The organism is Pseudoalteromonas sp. APC 3893, assembly GCF_030408095.1.
GTDB lineage: Bacteria > Pseudomonadota > Gammaproteobacteria > Enterobacterales > Alteromonadaceae > Pseudoalteromonas.
The window spans coordinates 79,667-98,464 of record NZ_JASDCD010000002.1; the positions used below are offsets into that span (position 1 = coordinate 79,667).

The following is an 18,798-nucleotide window of genomic DNA, read 5'->3' on the forward strand; positions in this document are numbered from 1 at the left end:
ATAACAAATAAAAAGTCAAAGGCATGTAGAGGATTATTCGTTCTCAACTGTTTGTATAAGTTGCGTAGTAACCAAACGTATCCATTATGTGGGTTTATAGCATTAGCACCTTTAGTATGTAGCCTAAATGTGCATGCCAATGCTGTTGAATCACAAATGGTGCAATTTGATATTAAAGCGCAACGAGCAGACCTAGCACTGATTGAATTTGCAAAACAAACTGAACAAACCGTGGTTTTTTCATTTGAATTGGCAAAGCAATATCAAGCTCAATCAGTGTTTGGTTATTACACCCAGTTGGATGCACTTTATACGATGTTGCAAAATACTGAACTCGATGCGGTTGTTGATCAAAATGGTTTACTGAGCGTAAAACTCAAACAAATCAATAGGAATGATAACAACATGAAAAAGCTTTCTGGGGTCAGTGCAGCCGTTATACCACTTTTAATGGCAACAAACAGCCAAGCCGTTAATGCGCAAGAGCAAGCGGCACAAGAGAACATAGAAAAAATAGCTATCGTTGGTAGCCGTGTAGCAGGGCGTTCGGTCGAAGATTTACCTGTTCCTGTTGATATCTTAAGTGCAGAAGCGCTGGAAAATACGGGTCAGACAGAAGTTGGCCGGATGTTACAAGCCATTGCGCCTTCATTTAACTTTTCTAGCTCATCAATCAGTGACGGTACAGATGCACTTCGCCCCGCAACGTTACGTGGCTTAGGGCCAGATCAAACGCTGGTACTTATCAATGGTAAGCGTCGTCACCAAGCCAGTATCATTCATATTAATACATCCGTTGGGCGTGGTACTGCCGGAACAGACATGAATGCCATTCCTGCAGCATCAATTAAACGTATCGAAGTTTTACGTGATGGTGCTGCCGCACAGTATGGCTCTGATGCGATTGCAGGTGTTATCAATATTGTACTTAAAGATGCCGAAGAGGGCGGAAAAGCGGCAATTAACTATGGTCAATACTCAGAAGGTGATGGCGAAACCGTTAACATTGACTTTAATAAAGGCTTTGCTCTGGGTGATGATGGATATTTAAATACCACGATTAATTATCGCGATCGTGCGCCGACTAATCGCGCAGGCCTGCATGGTTCTTGTCAATTTTACGGTTGTGAGGAGCTAAGCGATGGTACTTTACTTGCTTCAGATCCACGTGAACTCACAGCACCGCGAGATACGTTCAGAATTGGTGACGCTGACTCACAACAGTTTGCCTTAACAGTAAACACAGGTTACGAGTTAGCGGGTGGTGAGCTTTATGGTTTTATCACTTATTCAACCCGAGATAATGAGTCTGCGGCGTTTTTCCGTCATAATGCTAATGCAGATGGTAACCCAGTATTACAAGATGGTGATGCTGTTATCCCGATGGGTTTCTTGCCAAAAATAAACACCACGATAGACGACATTTCATATAACTTTGGTTTTAAGAAAGAATTTGATAATGATTCAAGCCTCGACCTTTCATACACCTATGGTGAAAACAGCATAGACTACACCACCAGTGATACTATCAACGGCTCATATGCTAATTTATTACGCTACGAGCAAGGGCTAAGTGCAGATGATATTCGCGCAACTATTCCTCGCGAGGCTTATGCTTATGGCATGGAGCTTTCTTTGCAAACCCTAAACTTGGATTACACAAAAGATTATGATGATTTTTCACTCGCCATGGGGGCAGAGCTGCGAACAGATGAATACCGAATACTTGAAGGCAGTGAATATGCATACCGCGATTACGACACCAATAATGGTGTTAATATTTATGATGGCCTAAGTGGTGGTGTCGGCAGTGAAAATGCAGCGGGTGGTACGCAAGGCTTTGGTGGTTCTTCGCCAGAATCATCAGTAGATGAATCTAGAGATGTTATTTCGTTCTATGTTGATGCTGAAACTTATGTAATTGATGATGTGATCATTTCAGGTGCATTGCGTTACGATAACTATAAAGGTTTTGGTGACACGGTAAACTTTAAACTTGCCGGTAACTGGTCAGTTACTGATGATGTTTCATTACGAGGTGCGGTTAGTACAGGCTTTAGAGCACCTTCAATGCAGCAATTGTACTTTAATAATATTAGTACGCAGTTTGTTGTGGGCCCTAATGGAGATTTAATCGCAGAAGAAGTGGGCACATTTAGAAATGACAGTACCCTTGCACAAAGCATTGGTATTCCAAAACTTAAAGAAGAAAAGTCAGACAATCTCAGCCTAGGTATTGTTTATAACGTGACTGATAACATTAATGTCACTATCGATTATTACTCAATTGACATTGATGATCGCATCGTGATCAGTAACCGTTTAGGTAAAGGTTTATCTTCAACGCTTGATGCTGCGCTGGTTAGTTCAGGTGCTGGTGCTGGCCAGTTTTTCTTAAATGGTGCTGATACCGAAACGCAAGGTGTGGATTTTGTTGCAACGTGGAACACAGAAGGCCTTGGTGGCACGCTAGATTTCACCTTAGCAGCTAACTTCACTGAAACTGATGTGGTTGACTTATTTACCCCTGCAGGCAGTGGCCTTGAAACCATCCCGGTAGAAGATGTTTTTTCAGCTCAAGAAACATCTATTATCGAAGAGTGGCAACCACAAGATAGGGTCAATTTAAGCGCGCTTTACCGTTTAGAAGATTGGACTGTGAACCTATCACTGAACCGTTATGGTGAATACACTGTGGAAGATGGCGGCCGCCAAACGTACGGTGCTGAAATTCTGACAGATGTAAAAATAAATTACTTTGTTACCGACAATCTATCATTAAATATTGGTGCTAATAACTTATTTGATGTCTACCCAGACAAAAACACCATTGGTAACTCAAGATCTGGCACAATTGTAGACGCCTCAGGCAATACAATTGTCAGTTCAACAGGTGTATTTGAATATTCACGTCGTTCTGCACCATTTGGCTTTAATGGTGCTTATTACTATTTAGGTGCCGAATACCGTTTCTAAATAACTTCTCCTACGTTATTTATCTTTTGAAGGGCCGTAAGGCCCTTTTTTTGACTTACCGAATTATATTAGTGCTTTTGTTGCATGCGGCTCATCTCAGTATGGCAGCTTTGCATTGTGAGTAAAACTTTAGATAATGCAGCTTCGCAATCATGAGGCTGGGGTTCTTTCATAGCGGCTTTAATTTCTTCTAGCGTTTTATCTTCAACTTCTTCAAGCTCTTTCACGTAAGTTTGATCGTTGTCTGAGCTGAATTTAGTAATTAATGATGTATACGCACGGCGTGCTTCAACAGCAAACGATGAACCATCTTCGCGTTCACCTTGTTCATTAATAGCATAGGGTTGTAAGCTTTCTACACTTACTTTACGGGCATCTATCATACGTTGAAAAAGTGCGCCAATTGCAGGGTCTTCAACTTTATCTTGGGCTTTTTCATAAAATTCAATGCCGCTGTTCATTACTTGGATAATGTCAGTGATATGATTTGCGTCTTGTCCTTGATGGGTATTCATAATAATGACCTCTTTAAGTTAAATGAATTTAAATGTCACTTACTTCAAGCAAGGCCTGTTCCATCTTGGTTTTTGTTTTTAACACCATGATTCAAAATAACTTATATGAAAAATGAGTTTAACTTACTCACTGGCTTCGCAAATTTTACAAGCTATTATGTAATTGTTTTACTTTAACTCATTTGCCACTTCAGCTATTTTCTGTCTAAGCCAAATATGACTGGCATCACGGTGGAGCAATGGGCTCCATATCATATCTAACTCAAAAGGTGGGATGGGAAAAGGCGGCTCAAGAATTGTTAAACCAGGATCGTCTACATATATATTGGCAGCCTTTGACGGCAGTGTAGCAACTAAGTTTTGTTCTTTGGCTAAATGAATTGCAACGTGATAGTTACGGGTAAATGTGGCAATGTTTCTATGTTTGCCAAAGTGGGCAAGGGCTTCATCAACCCAGCCAAGCTTTTGCACATCTTTAGGATCCATACCTACACCGACGCCAAAACCGGTTTTACTGACCCAAATGTGGCGTGCTTTTAAATAACTATCAAGGCTGAAATTTTCAATGATTGGGTTATCGGTTTTTACTAAGCAGCAAAAGCTGTCTTTCCATATGCGCTTATGATGAAAAGACTGAGGTAAGTTTTCAAAGCGATTGATGGCCATATCAACTTTACCATTTTCAACATCGTGGAAGGTGACATCACTGGGTGTGAGTATATCTAAGGTGGTGTCTGGGGCTTCTTCATGTAATTTACTTAGTAAACGTGGAGCGAGCGTGCTGGCTGCATAGTCACTGGCCATAATTCTAAACACGCGCTTACTCTGACTCGCTTCAAACTCTCTGTTAGGTGCGAGGGTTTCCTCTAGTGTCATTAAAATCCCACGGATCACTGGCTGTAATTCAATAGCGCGCTCTGTCGGGACCATGCCATCACTGGTGCGTACTAAAATAGGATCATTAAATAAATTACGCAGCCGTTTTAGGCCATTACTCATTGCTGGTTGGGTGATACTGAGTTGGTTTGCTGCACGGGTAACGTTGCATTCACGTAGAAGCGTGTCTAAATATACCAGTAAATTTAAATCTATCTTGCTGATGTTCATTGTGTGTCCTTGCGTTTACCAGTGCTGAATAAAACGTTGTGTGTTCGGATATGGATAAATATGGCTCACTACACCATCTTTAATATTCTTTTGAGCCTGCTGCCAGTAACCTACATCCAAAAGCTCTGGATGTGCCTGCATAAAAATAGTTTTATAACGCGGGTTTGGCATTACAAATGTACATAACTGCTCAGGAAATACATCTTGTGGCGCTACAGAGTAACTTTGCTCATCAGTTAAGTAGTCATCATAACTTTGTGCTTTAGGCAGTGTCCGAAAGTTCATGTCTGTCAGGTATTGCACTTCATCATAATCATAAAAAATAATACGATTATGATTACTAACCCCAAAGTTTTTAAGTAACATGTCACCAGGGAAAATATTCACTGCAATCATCTCTTTAAGCGCTTGCCCGTATTCATTGATTGCTGTTACCGCTTCTTCGTCAGTGGCTGATTCTAAAAATAAATTCAGCGGGGTCATACGTCGCTCTATATATAAGTGCTTTATAATGACTAAATCATCTTCGATAACCATTGACTCACCAATAGTGTTTTTAAGCTGTAGGAGTAAGTTATCGTCAAAACGGGATAAAGGAAATACGACGTTCGAATACTCTATGGTATCAGCCATACGACCGACTCGGTCATGACTTTTAACAAGCTGGTAGCGTTTTAGTACGGTGTTTCTGCCAAATGGTTTGCTCTCGCTAAATTTATCTTTAATAACTTTAAATACATAGCCAAATGAAGGAAGGGTAAACACCATCATTACCATACCAGGGGTTCCTGGCGCTATAACAAAGTCATCATTCGAGCGGGCAAGGTGAGTCAAAAACTCTCGATAAAATTCTGTTTTACCTTGCTTGTGAAATCCAATTGCGTTGTAAAGCTCAGCTAATGTTTTATTTGGCATTAGCTGATTTAAAAAGCGGACCAATGCCGAAGGGGCATGCGTTTCGACCATAAAGTATGCACGAGCAAAGCCAAAAATAACCCGCATTTGTGAGGAGTTTGTAAGTAGTGCATCTAGGTAGAGGCCTTTCTCTTTATGATGCAACACTGGAATAATAAAGGGTTGTATACCACTGCTTGATACAACGCGGCCGACAATATAAGCCGCCTTGTTGCGATAAAAAGGAGTTTGCAATATATCAAAACGCATTTGCCATGCGCTGTGATGGGTATCTGGTGCTTGATTATAAAATGCTTTTACGAGTAGGCGAATATCACGTTCTAAGTTTACAAAAGGGGCTTTAAAATCAAATTGGTTTATTATTTTACGGATCGTGGGCTTTAATCCATCAACAACAGGAAAGAAACTTCTATATTCAGCTTCGATTGGTAAAGCTGGGGCATTAGCGAGTGAGGTTTCTACAAAGATAAAATCATTATTAAAATAACGTCGATGAAATAGCCTGCAAAATACGGAGTTATAGAATGTTTCAGCAAGTTCAGCCTGCGGGTGGAACTGTAAAAACTGTTGATAATGTCGCTTACTTTCAAGCCAGAGTTCTTCATCTAATTGATTCGCTAAGGCAAGGTGAGCTTCTTTTAATTGTGTAATGGTTTCATTTACACGGGTGTCGTAGTGGCTAATTCTAAGACGGCTGATTTCATGTAATTGCGGCCAGTCCTGCTCTGAAAAAGCTATTGGCGCTTGCGAAGTGATTTTTTGAAATAACCGATAGTGCTTTTTAAAGCCCTTTAATATGAACTCTGCAATTGTGTGTGCGTGCATGTGTGAGAGTACTCCTAAAAAAACGACATAGAGTTATTACTCTACGCTTGTTAAGAGTATGCTAAATAATAGTAAAACCCAATAGCTTATTCATAACGTTTTAGTTTTTTTTCAAGCTTATCTATTTGCTTTTCGACTTTTTTAACATCTCTAGCATAACGTTTATTAATCTCTTTGAGTTGTTTTTTTATATCTTTAGTAACTTTTTTTATTTCACTGTCACTCAAAATACGCTTTAAGCGTTGTTGTTGATTAAATTCGGCACGATCTCTGTCGCGTGAAAGTATATCAAGCTGGTGATTTTGACTTCGAATTTGTGCATTCAGGTTACGAACTATTTGTTGTTGTTCCAGCGTATTAAGTGTTTTAACATGGTTCGCGTTAGGATCCGAAAAAGCTACATTGGTTTGTTTAATTTTGTGCTCAGTTGCATTGGAACCACAAGGGAATTGACTAAATACAGTGCCACGATCAGTAGTGCATTTGTAGTAATGCGCATTAGCGGCAATACAATAGCCCGAAAATAGCAAGGTAAGTAAAAAAGATAAAAATAGGATGAGGTTGGTTTTCATATCAGCTTCCTTGCATAATTATCTTATACAAATATAACCCAAAATAGGTAAATAACAAGTCATGTAATAGAGCCACTTAAAATAATTACAGTGGCCCTCGCTTCATAGCTTAAGCTTAATTAGTAAACGTTTTTAACTTTTTAATACTTTGCACTAAAAACGGAATATCTAAGCCTTGCTCAATAGAAAAACCTTGCGCTGCAGAGATGTTTTTATAATTCCCGTCTGAATCAATTAATGTGATCCGGTCTTTTTTATAAGCAATAAACACACCTTGTGAGTAGGTTACCCCTGTATCATCTTTTTTAGCGTATAAGTTTACACCCAGCATACTTTGATTGGTGATTTGCGAGCAATTTAAGTACTCACCAATACTAGTTGCAATGATATCACTTGGCTGAATAAGCCCTTCGACTTGGTTAATTTTTTTATCTGAACTGTAAAGAGTGGAAGTAGTTACTACGTCATTGCTATTTTTAGCTAAGCTGAATGCAAAAATATGGGCTGCATCATCGAATATAAGAGATTCAATGTCCGTATCATTTGCATTAATTATACGAATCGCAGCGTTTTTAGATGCTGTCTCATTGATATAATCAAAATCTGCAAACCCTGTTATTGTTAAACTGCGCTGCTTATTTTGCCAAGCAGGAAGCGCTTGCTGTGTAAACAAAGCGGGTTTGTAATAAGCGGGTAAGCCATAAATCAAGTTAAATAAGCTATCTTGGGTATTTACTGGCTGTAAAAACTGCTCTGTTTGATGTAAGTTGCTGTGCTGATTAGCAAATTCAGCTAAAAATTCATTGTCATTAAATACTAAAATTGTAATGTTAGCTGCTTCATTCGCTTCACAACGTGGGAGCGGTGTGGGCAAAACATAATTAATGTTTTGGCTAGATAGCTTCACGTTATGTGCTTGTTTATAGCTTTCGATATCGAGTAAATCGTTTTTTGCCAGTAAGCTTTTGGCGGTAGTAGGGTATGACAATGGTAAAACGTTATCTTGTTTAGTTATGTCAAACTCCAGATTTGCATCAGCCCAAATATGAATACTGTGGCTTAACGCAAAGCAAGTGACCAATACAGACGTGGCATAACGGCCAAACTTATATTGTTTTAAGCGTGCTAAATGGTGCCAGGTATAATTACTAACGAGTAGCTGGAACGCTAAAATTAGTATAACAATCCCGCCTGCTAATAAAGTTGTAAGCGCTGGTGAGCTTGTGAGGCGGTGCCACAACAGAGAGACGATTTCAGGCAGCGCTGAGCTACTTAGATGATACCCTAAATTAAAATATACATAGGCGTCTAATGTTAATAGTGATGCCCCTAATGTGGCTAATACCGCTGCCATACCACGAATGTGGCGAGGATAAGGAAACACTAAACTAAGCGGAAAAACCGTCAGCACAAATGCAATGAAGGTAATAAAGCTAGTGTGGCTAAGCCAAGTAACCAGCATGTAAAGGGTACCCATTGCTGTTGTCGGTGGCGAGTCGGCAAATAAATAGCTTAAACTAATAAATAAGACTAAACCGATATTAGCAAAGGTAAACCAATGCCCCCAGCTTAGTAATTGACTCGCTTTAGACGAAAACTGATTGTGCTGCGATAAATTCATATATGTTATTTAACCGATTGCGCTAATGCTTTGGCAAAGTTATCAGCAACGGCTTGTCTTTTCCCTGTTGGTACATGCTCTTTTAAGATATGCGTGATAGAATTTCCTAAACACATAAGACTTAAATCAACCGGCGCATTGTGCTCAGTTAACACATCAATGAGCTGATCGACGATTTGTTCTACTTCATCATTAGAATATTTTGATAAGATTGGCATCAGTTGGTTCAATAAAAGAGTTATATTCTCGTATTTTAACACCAGAGGCGTGAAAAACAAAGATGACAATAGATGTTAAAAAGTTAGTCGTTCATTATGTAGACAAAAAAGACGACGATACACAGATCCATTTACGCAACGATGAAATGGCTGTTAATGATAAAGTTGCAGTTTTTATTGAGCAACTACATCACGCATACAATGGCAAACCAGGTAAAGGCTATTGTGCTTTCAGTGGTGATAAAAATAGTGTTGTTGCATCAGCAATGCAAAGCTATCGCAACGACGAGCTTGGCTTTTGGCACATGACAGAGCAAGCGACAACAGTATTGAAAGAAGAGTTAAATAAGTACGCGTTCAATGAAACCGGTTATTTAATTTTTTGTCATTACCAGTATGTTGCCACTGATTATATGTTGATTGCCATGATCAATATTAAAGAACATTACTCTATTACTTCAGAGCTTGATTTAGCCTCATCACGTCACTTAGATATTTCACGTATGCAATTAGCAGCGCGAATAGATTTAACAGGTTGGGATACCCAAGCCGATGACAACCGTTATATCTCTTTTATAAAAGGGCGTGCAGGGCGTAAAGTGGCAGACTTTTTCTTAGACTTTTTAGGGTGTGAAGAAGGCATTGATCCAAAACAGCAAAGCCAAGTTATGCTTAACGCGGTTGAAGATTATTTATCTGAGCAGCAATTTGATAAGTCAGAGAAAGACGACTTACGCAAACAAGTGTTTGATTACTGCAATGACTGCGTAACCACAGGGGAAGACGCCAATGTCTGTGAATTATCACAAGCACTTACAAAAGGCGACGACAACCCATTTGACAGCTTTTGCAAAGAGCAAAGCTACGATTTAGAAGAGTCATTTCCAGTAGATAAAAAAACCGTCACGAGCATGGTTAAATTTTCCGGCCTTGGTGGCGGCGTGAGTATCAGCTTTGAGCGAAAGCACTTAGGGGAACGTGTAACCTACAACGAAGCCACTGATACGCTGGTTATTAAAGGTATCCCGCCTAACTTAAAAGATCAGCTGCAACGGTTTATGGAAAGTGAAGACTAGAGCTGTCAGTTTTAGCTTTAAGCCATAAGCGATAAGTCTTAAGCTGTTTTGAGGTAGTTTAAAGCGAAGTGTAGGCACTTCGCTTTTTTTCTTACTGTGATTGTTTGTTTTAGATTAAAACCCATAAAGTTAAGATGATTAGCTTAAGGACACAGCTAGATGTTTTGGAGAAAGAAAAAACAATATATGTTTCCGCATGATTATACTTCCTTCACTGAGGGGTTGTTTGTTGTGTGTGAGTTAAAACATTCAATTAGTTTTATCGAAGTGTGTAATCATAATGGGGTGCAGCACTGTATAAACCGAAAAGCAACAATGAAGCAGTTACTAGCGAATCATGATGGTAATTTGTACTTCAGAGGTTTTTGCGAAGAACTAAAAGATATTCGAGTTTTTGAGTTGTTAATGCCTGAGTATGAAATTGACGGACAGCTTCAAGTCATTTCACAATGGTTTTTTTCGGTAACAGGTGAAACTAAGTATTCGTTTACACAACGTTGCTATAGACAATCACCTAAACTAATGTGGCAAGGGGAGTGTGAAGTCACATTTTTTATCGATGTTTGCACTATAATCGAGAATGGTCAATTGAAAGAAGCATGCATTAAAAGAAAATTTGATGCACTTAAACTTTATACAGATTCAAAAGATGACTTCTTTGTTGAATTCACTGATTTGAATATTAATAAGGTTATTCGTACTTATCCACTACCATTAAAATTCACCACAGGTGAATCAAGCTACCTTTTTGAAGAATGGTGTAAAAATATTCTTGGTTTTAAACTTTGGAATTTTTTCCCTCCGGAACACTAATTCAACCTGAACAATAGCTCCTTAAAAATTGTGATAAATAAGCTAGATGGAATAATCTAAGTCTTTAACTACTAATAAAAAGCCGCGTTAATTTTCATTAACGCGGCTTTTTATTTTACTTTTGGCTAAAGCCAGAGTGTTAGTCAACACTCATGGTTTTAGTCATTTCAGCGCTTGCGCGACCAGCAGGCTTGATCGAACCTGCACGTAAGCCGCTATCTGGGATAGCTTCTCGTTGGTCGTGTGCCATCGCTTTTGGTGTATGAGCAGCAATATCACTATCAGCAACTGGAGTAGGCTGTGCCATTGGTGCGCTTGCATGTCCAGCAGTAATCACTGTTTTAGTGTTTACGCTAGCAGAAGCTACTTTAGCTGTATCTTCAACTATAGCCGCTTCTTTAGCTTCTACAGGCGTCTCTACAGTGCTAACCGGTGCTGCTTCAGCTTCAACTGGTGCTTCTTCAGTTACAACAGGTGCTTCTTCAGTTGCAGCAGGTGCTTCTTCAGTTGCAGCAGGTGCTTCTTCAGTTGCAACAGGTGCTTCTTCAGTTGCAGCAGGTGCTTCTTCAGTTGCAACAGGTGCTTCTTCAGTTACAGCAGGTGCTTCTTCAGTTACAACAGGTGTCTCTTCAGTTGCAGCAGGTGCTTCTTCAGATACAGCAGATGCTTCTTCAGATACAGCAGGTGCTTCTTCAGTTGCAGCAGGTGCGTCTTCAGTTGCAGCAGGTGCGTCTTCAGTTGCAGCAGGTGCGTCTTCAGTTGCAGCTGGGGCTTCTTGAGTTACTTCAACCTTTGCTAAATCTTCAGTCGCAAGTGCTTGCTCTACTTGCTCTGATGCATCAGTCGCTGTTTCTTCTGATTTCGCTTTTAGTTCTGCTTCATATTCTGCAGCGGCTTGATCCGCAACTGGAATAAACGCAGGTGGCTGAGTACTTTGTGTTTCACTGCCTTCTTCACATTGTTCAGGACGACGGCGACGTTGACCTGCAGCGCGTAAATGGCGAGGTGAACGACGTGAGCGAGTACGTGTTTGACCTTGCTCTTCATCAGCTGATGCATCTTGCTCAGGAGCAGCAGTTTGCACTGGCTCTGATTTTGCTGTTTCAGCTGCTTTCTCCGCAGTTGCATTTGTTTGTGCTTCAACTTTTTCAGTTTCAACAACAGGTTTTGCCTCAGGCTTTTCTTCAGCGGCTTTTACAGGCTGTTGTACTGGCGTTTGTTCAGTTGTTGAATCTACAGCGGTAGTTTCGTCATTTTGCACACGAACTTTCTTGCGAATATTACGACGTTGACGACGTGCTTTTGGCTTTTGCTCAGTTTTTTCAACGTTAGCGTCTTTATTTTCTACAGACTCTTTAACATGAGTTGCTGGCTTTTTGTCATCATTGCGGTTTTCATTGCGTTTACGAGAGTTCGGATTACGACGGCGCTTATTGCGGTTCTCGTTTTTGTTCTCTTTTTGCTCAGTGTTGCTGCTATCAACTGCAGTAACTTCCTCTGTAGAGCGTTCATTGCGTTCATTTTGTGGTTTGTTACGTGAGTTGTTATTACGACGACGTTGGTTATTACGACGGCGGTTATCACCCTCGTTGTTACGATTACGGTTATTACGCGTATTTGGTTTGTTGCTTTGTTCTTTTTTCTCTGGCTCTTGCTTTTCACTTGAGTCAGCGAATAAAGACTTAAACCAATTACCAATGCTTGCTAACAGGCCTACTTGCTCGGTGGCATTAGGTACAGCTGTTTGTTGCGTTGGAGCTGGTTTTTCAGCCGCTTGAGGAGCTGGGGTTGAAGGCATTACGACACCTTTCAATCTTGGCTCTTCACGTACTGCAACAGCAGGTGTTTTAGATGTCTCAAACACTTCTGGTTCAGGTGCTACAACTTGGTCATAGCTCACTGTTTCAAGTGTTTCATCTTTACGTAAGCGCATAACTTCGTAGTGCGGTGTTTCCATGTGTTGATTCGGAATGATCACTACATCACAGCTATGACGTTTTTCAATACGGTGTACGCTACGGCGCTGTTCGTTTAGTAAGTAAGCAGCAACAGCAACAGGCACTTGTGCGTTAACTTGCGCTGTATTGTCCTTAATGGCTTCTTCTTCGATTAAACGCAGAATTGATAATGCAATTGACTCGTTTGAACGAATAGTGCCTTGACCACTACAGCGAGGACATGGTCCTTGACTTGCTTCACCTAGTGAAGGGCGAAGACGTTGACGTGACATTTCAAGTAAACCGAAGCGTGAAATTTTACCAATTTGTACACGGGCACGATCTGGGCGAACAGCATCTTTTAAGCGGTTTTCTACTTCACGCTGATGACGCGGTGGTGTCATATCGATAAAGTCGATAACAATTAAACCACCTAAATCACGTAAACGTAATTGGCGAGCAATCTCGTCTGCGGCTTCTAAGTTTGTGTTCAGTGCGGTCTCTTCGATATCACCGCCTTTAGTGGCTTTTGATGAGTTGATATCGATAGAAGTAAGCGCTTCAGTTGGGTCAATCACAATTGAGCCACCAGAAGGCAGACGTACTTCACGTTGGAACGCAGATTCGATTTGGCTTTCAATCTGATAATGTGTAAACAATGGCACTTCGCCAGAATAAAGTTTTACACGGCTCATAAAATCAGGGCGAAAACGCTCGATATGGGCTTTAGCTTCTTCAAATACACGCGGCTTATCAATTAAGATCTCACCAATGTCGCGGCGTAAATAATCACGAATAGCACGGAAAATCACGTTGCTTTCTTGGTGGATTAAAAACGGCGCTTTGCCACTGTTTGATGCTTGTTGAATCGCATCCCAGTGAACAAGGAGTGCTTTTAAATCGTAGTTTAGTTCTTCAAACGATTTACCTACACCTGCTGTACGAACAATTAAGCCCATGCCTTTAGGCAATTCTAAACGGCTCAATGCTTCTTTTAGCTCAGTACGTTCATCACCTTCGATACGACGTGAAATACCGCCAGCACGAGGGTTATTCGGCATAAGTACTAAGTAGCTTCCGGCAACACTGATAAAGGTAGTAAGTGCCGCGCCTTTTTGGCCGCGTTCTTCTTTATCAACTTGTACGATAACTTCTTGGCCTTCTTTTATTACGTCACGAATGTTCGGACGACCTTGGAAGGTGTAACCTTGCGGAAAGTAAGTACGAGCGATTTCTTTTAAAGGAAGGAAACCGTGTCGTTCAGCGCCGTAATCAACAAAGGCTGCTTCTAATGACGGTTCAATACGTGTGATCTTGCCTTTATAAATATTGGCTTTTTTTTGTTCGTGACCCGGGCTTTCGATATCTAAATCATACAGGCGCTGGCCATCAACCAGTGCTACGCGCATTTCTTCTTGCTGCGTCGCATTGATTAGCATACGTTTCATATTGTTACTCTACTGTGTTATGTCGCTGACATGACGAAACTTTTCGCCTGTTCAGTTGCCCCTTTCGCTTCTTTTTATGCAGTCTCACGACTGGAACTGTGGCGGAGCTTGGTGCTGTATTAATTACAAGTATCTTTATGGTGCTGGCTGACAATAACGAGTTGTCACGTTATTAGGTTCATAATGGCGACAAAACTAGCGGCTGTTGTACAGCATCGTCTTGGTGTTTTGTCCTGAGTCGACCATTTATTAAATAAACTTGTGCATTTACAGCACATCTGCTGAACGGCGTTTAACGCCGTCACGATCAGACAAATTATCTGTTCAAATTGCTTTTATTTCTGCAATTAAGGCTGTTCATGCTCAAACTTAACTTACGATATATTACGCGCACCGTAGTTAATTGAACGCACGTGTAAACTAGGTCTGTATAAAAGCTTTGGAAAACTTATCTCGGATCTGTATGATCAATTACCTAGAATGTGCATCACGAATGTCTTAATGTGTTAAAAAGCACCGTTGTTATTGCAAATTTAAATCTGCGACGGTGATTATCCCACTATTATAACCGTGTTAGCAACTAAATTATTTTACTTAAATCAGTGATTAGGCAATGTCAGAAAAAACCGGCTTACAAGTATCTTTCGTCACGATTACCGAAGACCACCTAGGTCAACGGATTGATAACTTTCTTATTACCCATTTAAAAGGGGTGCCTAAAAGCGCTGTTTATAAGATTTTACGTAAAGGTGAGGTGCGAGTTAACAAAAAACGCATTAAACCTGTATATAAACTCCAGCTTGATGATGTGGTACGTATACCTCCGATTAAAATTGGAGATCGTCAAGACGACTTTGTACCAAGTAAACTTGAAAAAGTTAAGCAGCTTGAAGATGCCATTTTATTTGAAGACAAATACCTTATTGTGATCAACAAACCTTCGGGTATGGCTGTGCATGGTGGCAGTGGTCTAAGTTATGGCTTAATTGAGGCATTACGCTCATTGCGCCCAGATGAGCGTAGCCTTGAACTCGTTCACCGACTCGACCGTGACACTTCTGGCTGTTTATTAATCGCAAAACGTCGCTCTGTATTAACGGCTTTACATGAGCAACTGCGTGAAAAAACCATGGAAAAAAACTATTGGGCACTTGTCGATGGCCAGTGGGAGTCTAAAACCAAGAATGTGAAAGAGGGCTTACGCAAAAATACCTTGCAGTCCGGCGAGCGCATTGTCAGGGTAGATAATAGCGAGGAGGGCAAGCCATCACATACCCGTTTTAAAGTACTTGAACGTTTTGATGAATGTTCGTTAGTACAAGCATCACCAGTAACAGGGCGTACTCACCAAATCCGTGTTCACACCCAGTGCCAAGGTCACCCAATTGCCTGTGATGATAAATATGGCGATCAGGCATTTGATGCCGGCATGCGTAAAATTGGTTTGAATCGATTATTTTTACATGCCCATGATTTGAGTTTTTATCACCCTAAAAACGAAACCACTATGCGTGTTGAAGCGCCACTTGATAAAACGTTAACTAATTGCATAAAAACGTTACGCGCAGCTAAATCGTGAAAAATTATAAATTAGTGATATTTGATTGGGATGGCACCGTAATGGATTCGGTGACTAAAATCGTCAATTGTATGCGCGAATCTGCATTAGTATGTGGCTTAGTGCCGTCAAGTGATGAGGCAATAAAAAATATTATTGGCTTATCGCTTGAGCATGCCGTGGCGAAGTTATTCCCCGGTAACGCCAATTTATACGCTGATTTGATTGCACAATATAAGCATCAGTATAAATATGTTGATGTAACACCTACGCCTTTATTTGCCGATGTAGCAGAGACATTGGCAAGTTTAAAAGCCAAAGGCGTTATGTTAGCGGTAGCGACAGGGAAGAGCCGAATAGGGCTTGAGCGTTTATTGGAAGAAACAAAGCTTGGTTATTATTTTTCGACCACACGCACAAGCGATGATGCACAATCTAAACCGTCACCAGATATGTTGCTTCAGCTACTTAAAGAGCTTGATGTAAGTGCTGATGAAGCGCTGATGATTGGTGATACTAAAATTGATATGGCGATGGCTCAGGCTGCTCATATTGACCGGTTAGGTGTCACTATGGGGGTGCATAATGAAGCGCAACTAAACGAATTTGAGCCAATTGCTACGGTTGGCTCATATCAGCAGTTATCTGCGCTGTTACTCGACTAGCCGGCTTGGTTGTCTAGTACGTCTAATCCAAACTCAGTCAACATTTGGCTGAGTTTAATCAGCGGTAGTCCAATTAAGCTATTTGGATCATCGCCGCTTAGCTTTTCAAATAAACAAATACCGAGTCCTTCACTTTTAAAGCTTCCCGCGCAGTTATACGGTTGTTCAGCATCACAGTAAGCACTTATTTGTGCTGATGTGAGTGTTCTGAATGTCACCTCAAAAGGCTCTACAATGGTTTTTGACCTGTCGGTATTTAAATCGTACACAGTTAAACCTGTTAGAAACGTAACCGTATTTGCACTAAATAAGCTGAGCTGTTTAATGGCGTTTTCTTTATTATGTGGTTTACCTAATATTTGATCATTAAAAACCGCGACTTGATCTGAACCAATGACCAGCCCGTTGTCAAATTGACCTTTTGCGGCTTGGGCTTTTAATGCACTTAAGCGCATAACTAACTGGCTGGATGATTCGTTGGCAATAGGTGTTTCGTCAACATCAGGGGAAAAACTGGCAAATGGAAGATTAAATTTTTGCAATAAAGACTGACGAAAGGGTGAACTTGAAGCTAAAATAAGTGAGTGCTGCATGGATTATTTTCCTAATGAAAATCAGATTGAGTTAGGATAAATCAGATCCGTTGGCAAAACAAAGAAATGAATCAGGAAAAACCAGCTAAAAATGGTTTTTTACTTTGACTAACTAAGTAACTATCTATATGATGCAGCCCCTATGCAAAAGGTGAAAATTCCCATCACTCTTCATCCAGGTAAAGCAGCTCAGCACCGTTTAAGTTATGACGGTATTGTACAGCTTGAGAAACTGACTCGTTTACGAGAAGTTATCCAGGAAGAAGTAGGTGAAATAGCGGTAAAAATTCATTGCAAGAATGATGAGCAAGGTTTAGTTGTGATCCGTGGCAATTTGTCCACACACGTAACTGTAACTTGTCAACGTTGTAATGGTGATTTAGGGTTGGATTTGGATCAAGACTTTGTGTATTCGCCAGTCGGTTTGGATGCAGAGTCAGATGATCTTCCAGAAGACTACGATGAAGTAGCACTTGATGAAAATGGTGAAATAGACGTTTACGAGTTAATCGAAGACGAACTATTATTAGCAGTTCCATTAGTGCCTACACACAACGAAGCTTCATGCAGTTATTCAGCAAAGCCTGCCAGCTTTGGTGTATTAAAGGCGGAAGATGATAAACCAAATCCATTTGATATTTTGAAACAACTTAAGAAAGATTCTTAGGAGAAGACTATGGCTGTACAAAAAAGCAAAAAGTCTCGTGCAAGACGCGGCATGCGCCGTTCACACGATGCGATCAGTGGTCCAACTTTAACTGTAGACCAAACATCTGGTGAGACTCATCGTCGTCACCATGTGACTGCAGATGGTTACTACAAAGGCGTTCAAGTAATTTCTAACTAAGAGATTGCTTATATGCTGACCAATCTAACCATTGCGTTAGATATGATGGGGGGCGATTATGGCCCCCGTTCATCTATCCCCGCAGCCGTTAACGCGGTAAATGCCAATGCCAACTTAAGACTCATCTTATGTGGTAATGAGCAAGTAATATCTAAAGAACTTGAATCTCTCGATTCTTTATCTCATCCAAGATTAACTATTCGTCACTGCAGTGAAGTGGTCACTAATGGCTGTGAGCCTGCTTTAGCAGTACGTTCTAAAAAAGATTCATCAATGCGCGTAGCCCTTGATTTGGTTAAATCAGGTGAGGCACAAGCGTGCGTAAGTGCTGGTAATACCGGTGCATTATTGTTTATGGCGCATTACGTATTGAAAATGTTGCCCGGCGTTAAACGCCCCGCATTGATTTCAGCGGTTCCAACCGAGCAAAAACACCCAGTATATTTACTTGATTTAGGGGCAAACGTGCACTGTGATGCGCAAACCCTATATCAGTTTGGTATTATGGGCTCAGTGGTTGCAGGTCAAGCACTCGGTTGTGATAATCCGAAAGTCAGCTTATTAAATATTGGCTCAGAAGACATAAAAGGCCATGAAGATATTAAACAAGCCGCGCAGCTTATGCAGCAATGTGATTACATTAATTACACGGGTTACAGTGAAGGCAGTGATATATTCACGGGTAAGTCAGATGTTATCGTGTGTGAAGGTTTTGTGGGCAATGTTGCGCTTAAAACCTGTGAAGGCATCGCAAAGCTGATTATGTTTAAGCTAACAAAAGCGCTGAGAAAACACTTTTTCTATAAATGCATGGCTTTTATGCTACGCCCTGTCATAAAAAAACTCTATAAAAGGGTGAACCCCGACCAGTATAACGGCGCTTCTCTGGTAGGATTGCGCGGTATTGTTGTAAAAAGCCATGGAAATGCATCAGCTAAAGCATTTCATGCTGCAATCGATGAAGCTGCCAGAGAAGTAGAACGCCAACTTCCCGAGAAAATAGCCGCTATCTTCGAGCAAACACATTCAACTACAAAAGTAACGGCTGACGAGTAATTAATTATGTCAGGCGCTTACTTAAACATTTATTTATTTGTTTAATAAAAAAGAGC

General features: G+C 40.6%; 16 protein-coding genes. 8 read left to right on the forward strand and 8 right to left on the reverse strand.

Annotated features, from left to right (window positions below; all coding sequences use genetic code 11):
* Positions 1 to 60 precede the first annotated feature (60 nt).
* The gene (locus QMA12_RS04460; RefSeq protein ID WP_290209068.1) at positions 61 to 2,976 is read left to right on the forward strand and encodes a TonB-dependent receptor; all 2,916 of its coding nucleotides are present in this window, start codon (positions 61 to 63) and stop codon (positions 2,974 to 2,976) included.
* Positions 2,977 to 3,044: 68 nt separating this feature from the next.
* Here the strand turns inward: QMA12_RS04460 and QMA12_RS04465 are convergent, their stop codons facing one another.
* From QMA12_RS04465 to QMA12_RS04490, 6 genes are all read right to left on the reverse strand, one after another.
* Positions 3,045 to 3,491, reverse strand: a complete 447-nt coding sequence (locus QMA12_RS04465; protein WP_087531862.1) for a PA2169 family four-helix-bundle protein — start codon at positions 3,489 to 3,491, stop codon at positions 3,045 to 3,047.
* A gap of 168 nt (positions 3,492 to 3,659) precedes the next feature.
* Complete coding sequence (locus QMA12_RS04470; RefSeq protein WP_087531863.1) at positions 3,660 to 4,598, reverse strand: LysR family transcriptional regulator; 939 nt, start codon at positions 4,596 to 4,598, stop codon at positions 3,660 to 3,662.
* Positions 4,599 to 4,613: 15 nt separating this feature from the next.
* Positions 4,614 to 6,338, reverse strand: a complete 1,725-nt coding sequence (gene aceK, locus QMA12_RS04475) for a bifunctional isocitrate dehydrogenase kinase/phosphatase (protein WP_290208886.1) — start codon at positions 6,336 to 6,338, stop codon at positions 4,614 to 4,616.
* A gap of 86 nt (positions 6,339 to 6,424) precedes the next feature.
* Entirely contained in the window at positions 6,425 to 6,910 is a 486-nt protein-coding gene (locus QMA12_RS04480; RefSeq protein ID WP_290208888.1) for a DUF4124 domain-containing protein, read from the reverse strand.
* Between the two features lie 115 nt (positions 6,911 to 7,025).
* Positions 7,026 to 8,531 (reverse strand): DUF3413 domain-containing protein, encoded by a 1,506-nt coding sequence (locus QMA12_RS04485; RefSeq protein ID WP_087531866.1) that lies wholly within the window; start codon positions 8,529 to 8,531, stop codon positions 7,026 to 7,028.
* Between the two features lie 5 nt (positions 8,532 to 8,536).
* The gene (locus tag QMA12_RS04490) at positions 8,537 to 8,749 is read right to left on the reverse strand and encodes a DUF1414 domain-containing protein (RefSeq protein WP_058558974.1); all 213 of its coding nucleotides are present in this window, start codon (positions 8,747 to 8,749) and stop codon (positions 8,537 to 8,539) included.
* 62 nt (positions 8,750 to 8,811) lie between these two features.
* Between QMA12_RS04490 and yejK the strand changes: the two genes are divergently transcribed.
* Complete coding sequence (yejK, locus tag QMA12_RS04495; RefSeq protein ID WP_290208890.1) at positions 8,812 to 9,825, forward strand: nucleoid-associated protein YejK; 1,014 nt, start codon at positions 8,812 to 8,814, stop codon at positions 9,823 to 9,825.
* Between the two features lie 159 nt (positions 9,826 to 9,984).
* A complete protein-coding gene (locus tag QMA12_RS04500; protein ID WP_290208892.1) occupies positions 9,985 to 10,638 on the forward strand; it encodes a hypothetical protein in 654 nt (217 codons plus the stop codon).
* 139 nt (positions 10,639 to 10,777) lie between these two features.
* Here the strand turns inward: QMA12_RS04500 and rne are convergent, their stop codons facing one another.
* Positions 10,778 to 14,023: a ribonuclease E gene (gene rne, locus QMA12_RS04505; RefSeq protein ID WP_290208893.1), complete on the reverse strand. Its 3,246-nt coding sequence runs from the start codon at positions 14,021 to 14,023 to the stop codon at positions 10,778 to 10,780.
* 613 nt (positions 14,024 to 14,636) lie between these two features.
* Here rne and rluC point away from each other — a divergent pair.
* Together rluC and QMA12_RS04515 are read left to right on the forward strand one after the other, a co-directional pair.
* Positions 14,637 to 15,602 (forward strand): 23S rRNA pseudouridine(955/2504/2580) synthase RluC, encoded by a 966-nt coding sequence (gene rluC, locus QMA12_RS04510; RefSeq protein WP_290208895.1) that lies wholly within the window; start codon positions 14,637 to 14,639, stop codon positions 15,600 to 15,602.
* Positions 15,599 to 16,246 carry an HAD-IA family hydrolase gene (locus tag QMA12_RS04515; protein ID WP_290208897.1) on the forward strand — a complete coding sequence of 216 codons (648 nt, stop codon included), beginning with the start codon at positions 15,599 to 15,601 and terminating at the stop codon, positions 16,244 to 16,246. Before rluC ends, QMA12_RS04515 begins: the two co-directional genes overlap by 4 nt.
* Here the strand turns inward: QMA12_RS04515 and QMA12_RS04520 are convergent.
* Complete coding sequence (locus tag QMA12_RS04520) at positions 16,243 to 16,839, reverse strand: Maf family protein (protein ID WP_087531871.1); 597 nt, start codon at positions 16,837 to 16,839, stop codon at positions 16,243 to 16,245. The two genes, QMA12_RS04515 and QMA12_RS04520, sit on opposite strands and share 4 nt — an antisense overlap.
* Before the next feature lie 142 nt (positions 16,840 to 16,981).
* Here QMA12_RS04520 and yceD point away from each other — a divergent pair, with 142 nt between their 5' ends.
* The 3 genes from yceD to plsX are packed head-to-tail and all read left to right on the forward strand — an operon-like array spanning position 16,982 to position 18,742.
* Positions 16,982 to 17,506, forward strand: a complete 525-nt coding sequence (gene yceD, locus QMA12_RS04525; protein WP_087531872.1) for a 23S rRNA accumulation protein YceD — start codon at positions 16,982 to 16,984, stop codon at positions 17,504 to 17,506.
* 9 nt (positions 17,507 to 17,515) lie between these two features.
* Positions 17,516 to 17,686: a 50S ribosomal protein L32 gene (gene rpmF / locus QMA12_RS04530; RefSeq protein WP_008109865.1), complete on the forward strand. Its 171-nt coding sequence runs from the start codon at positions 17,516 to 17,518 to the stop codon at positions 17,684 to 17,686.
* A gap of 12 nt (positions 17,687 to 17,698) precedes the next feature.
* Complete coding sequence (gene plsX / locus QMA12_RS04535; protein ID WP_290208900.1) at positions 17,699 to 18,742, forward strand: phosphate acyltransferase PlsX; 1,044 nt, start codon at positions 17,699 to 17,701, stop codon at positions 18,740 to 18,742.
* The last annotated feature ends 56 nt before the right edge of the window (positions 18,743 to 18,798 follow it).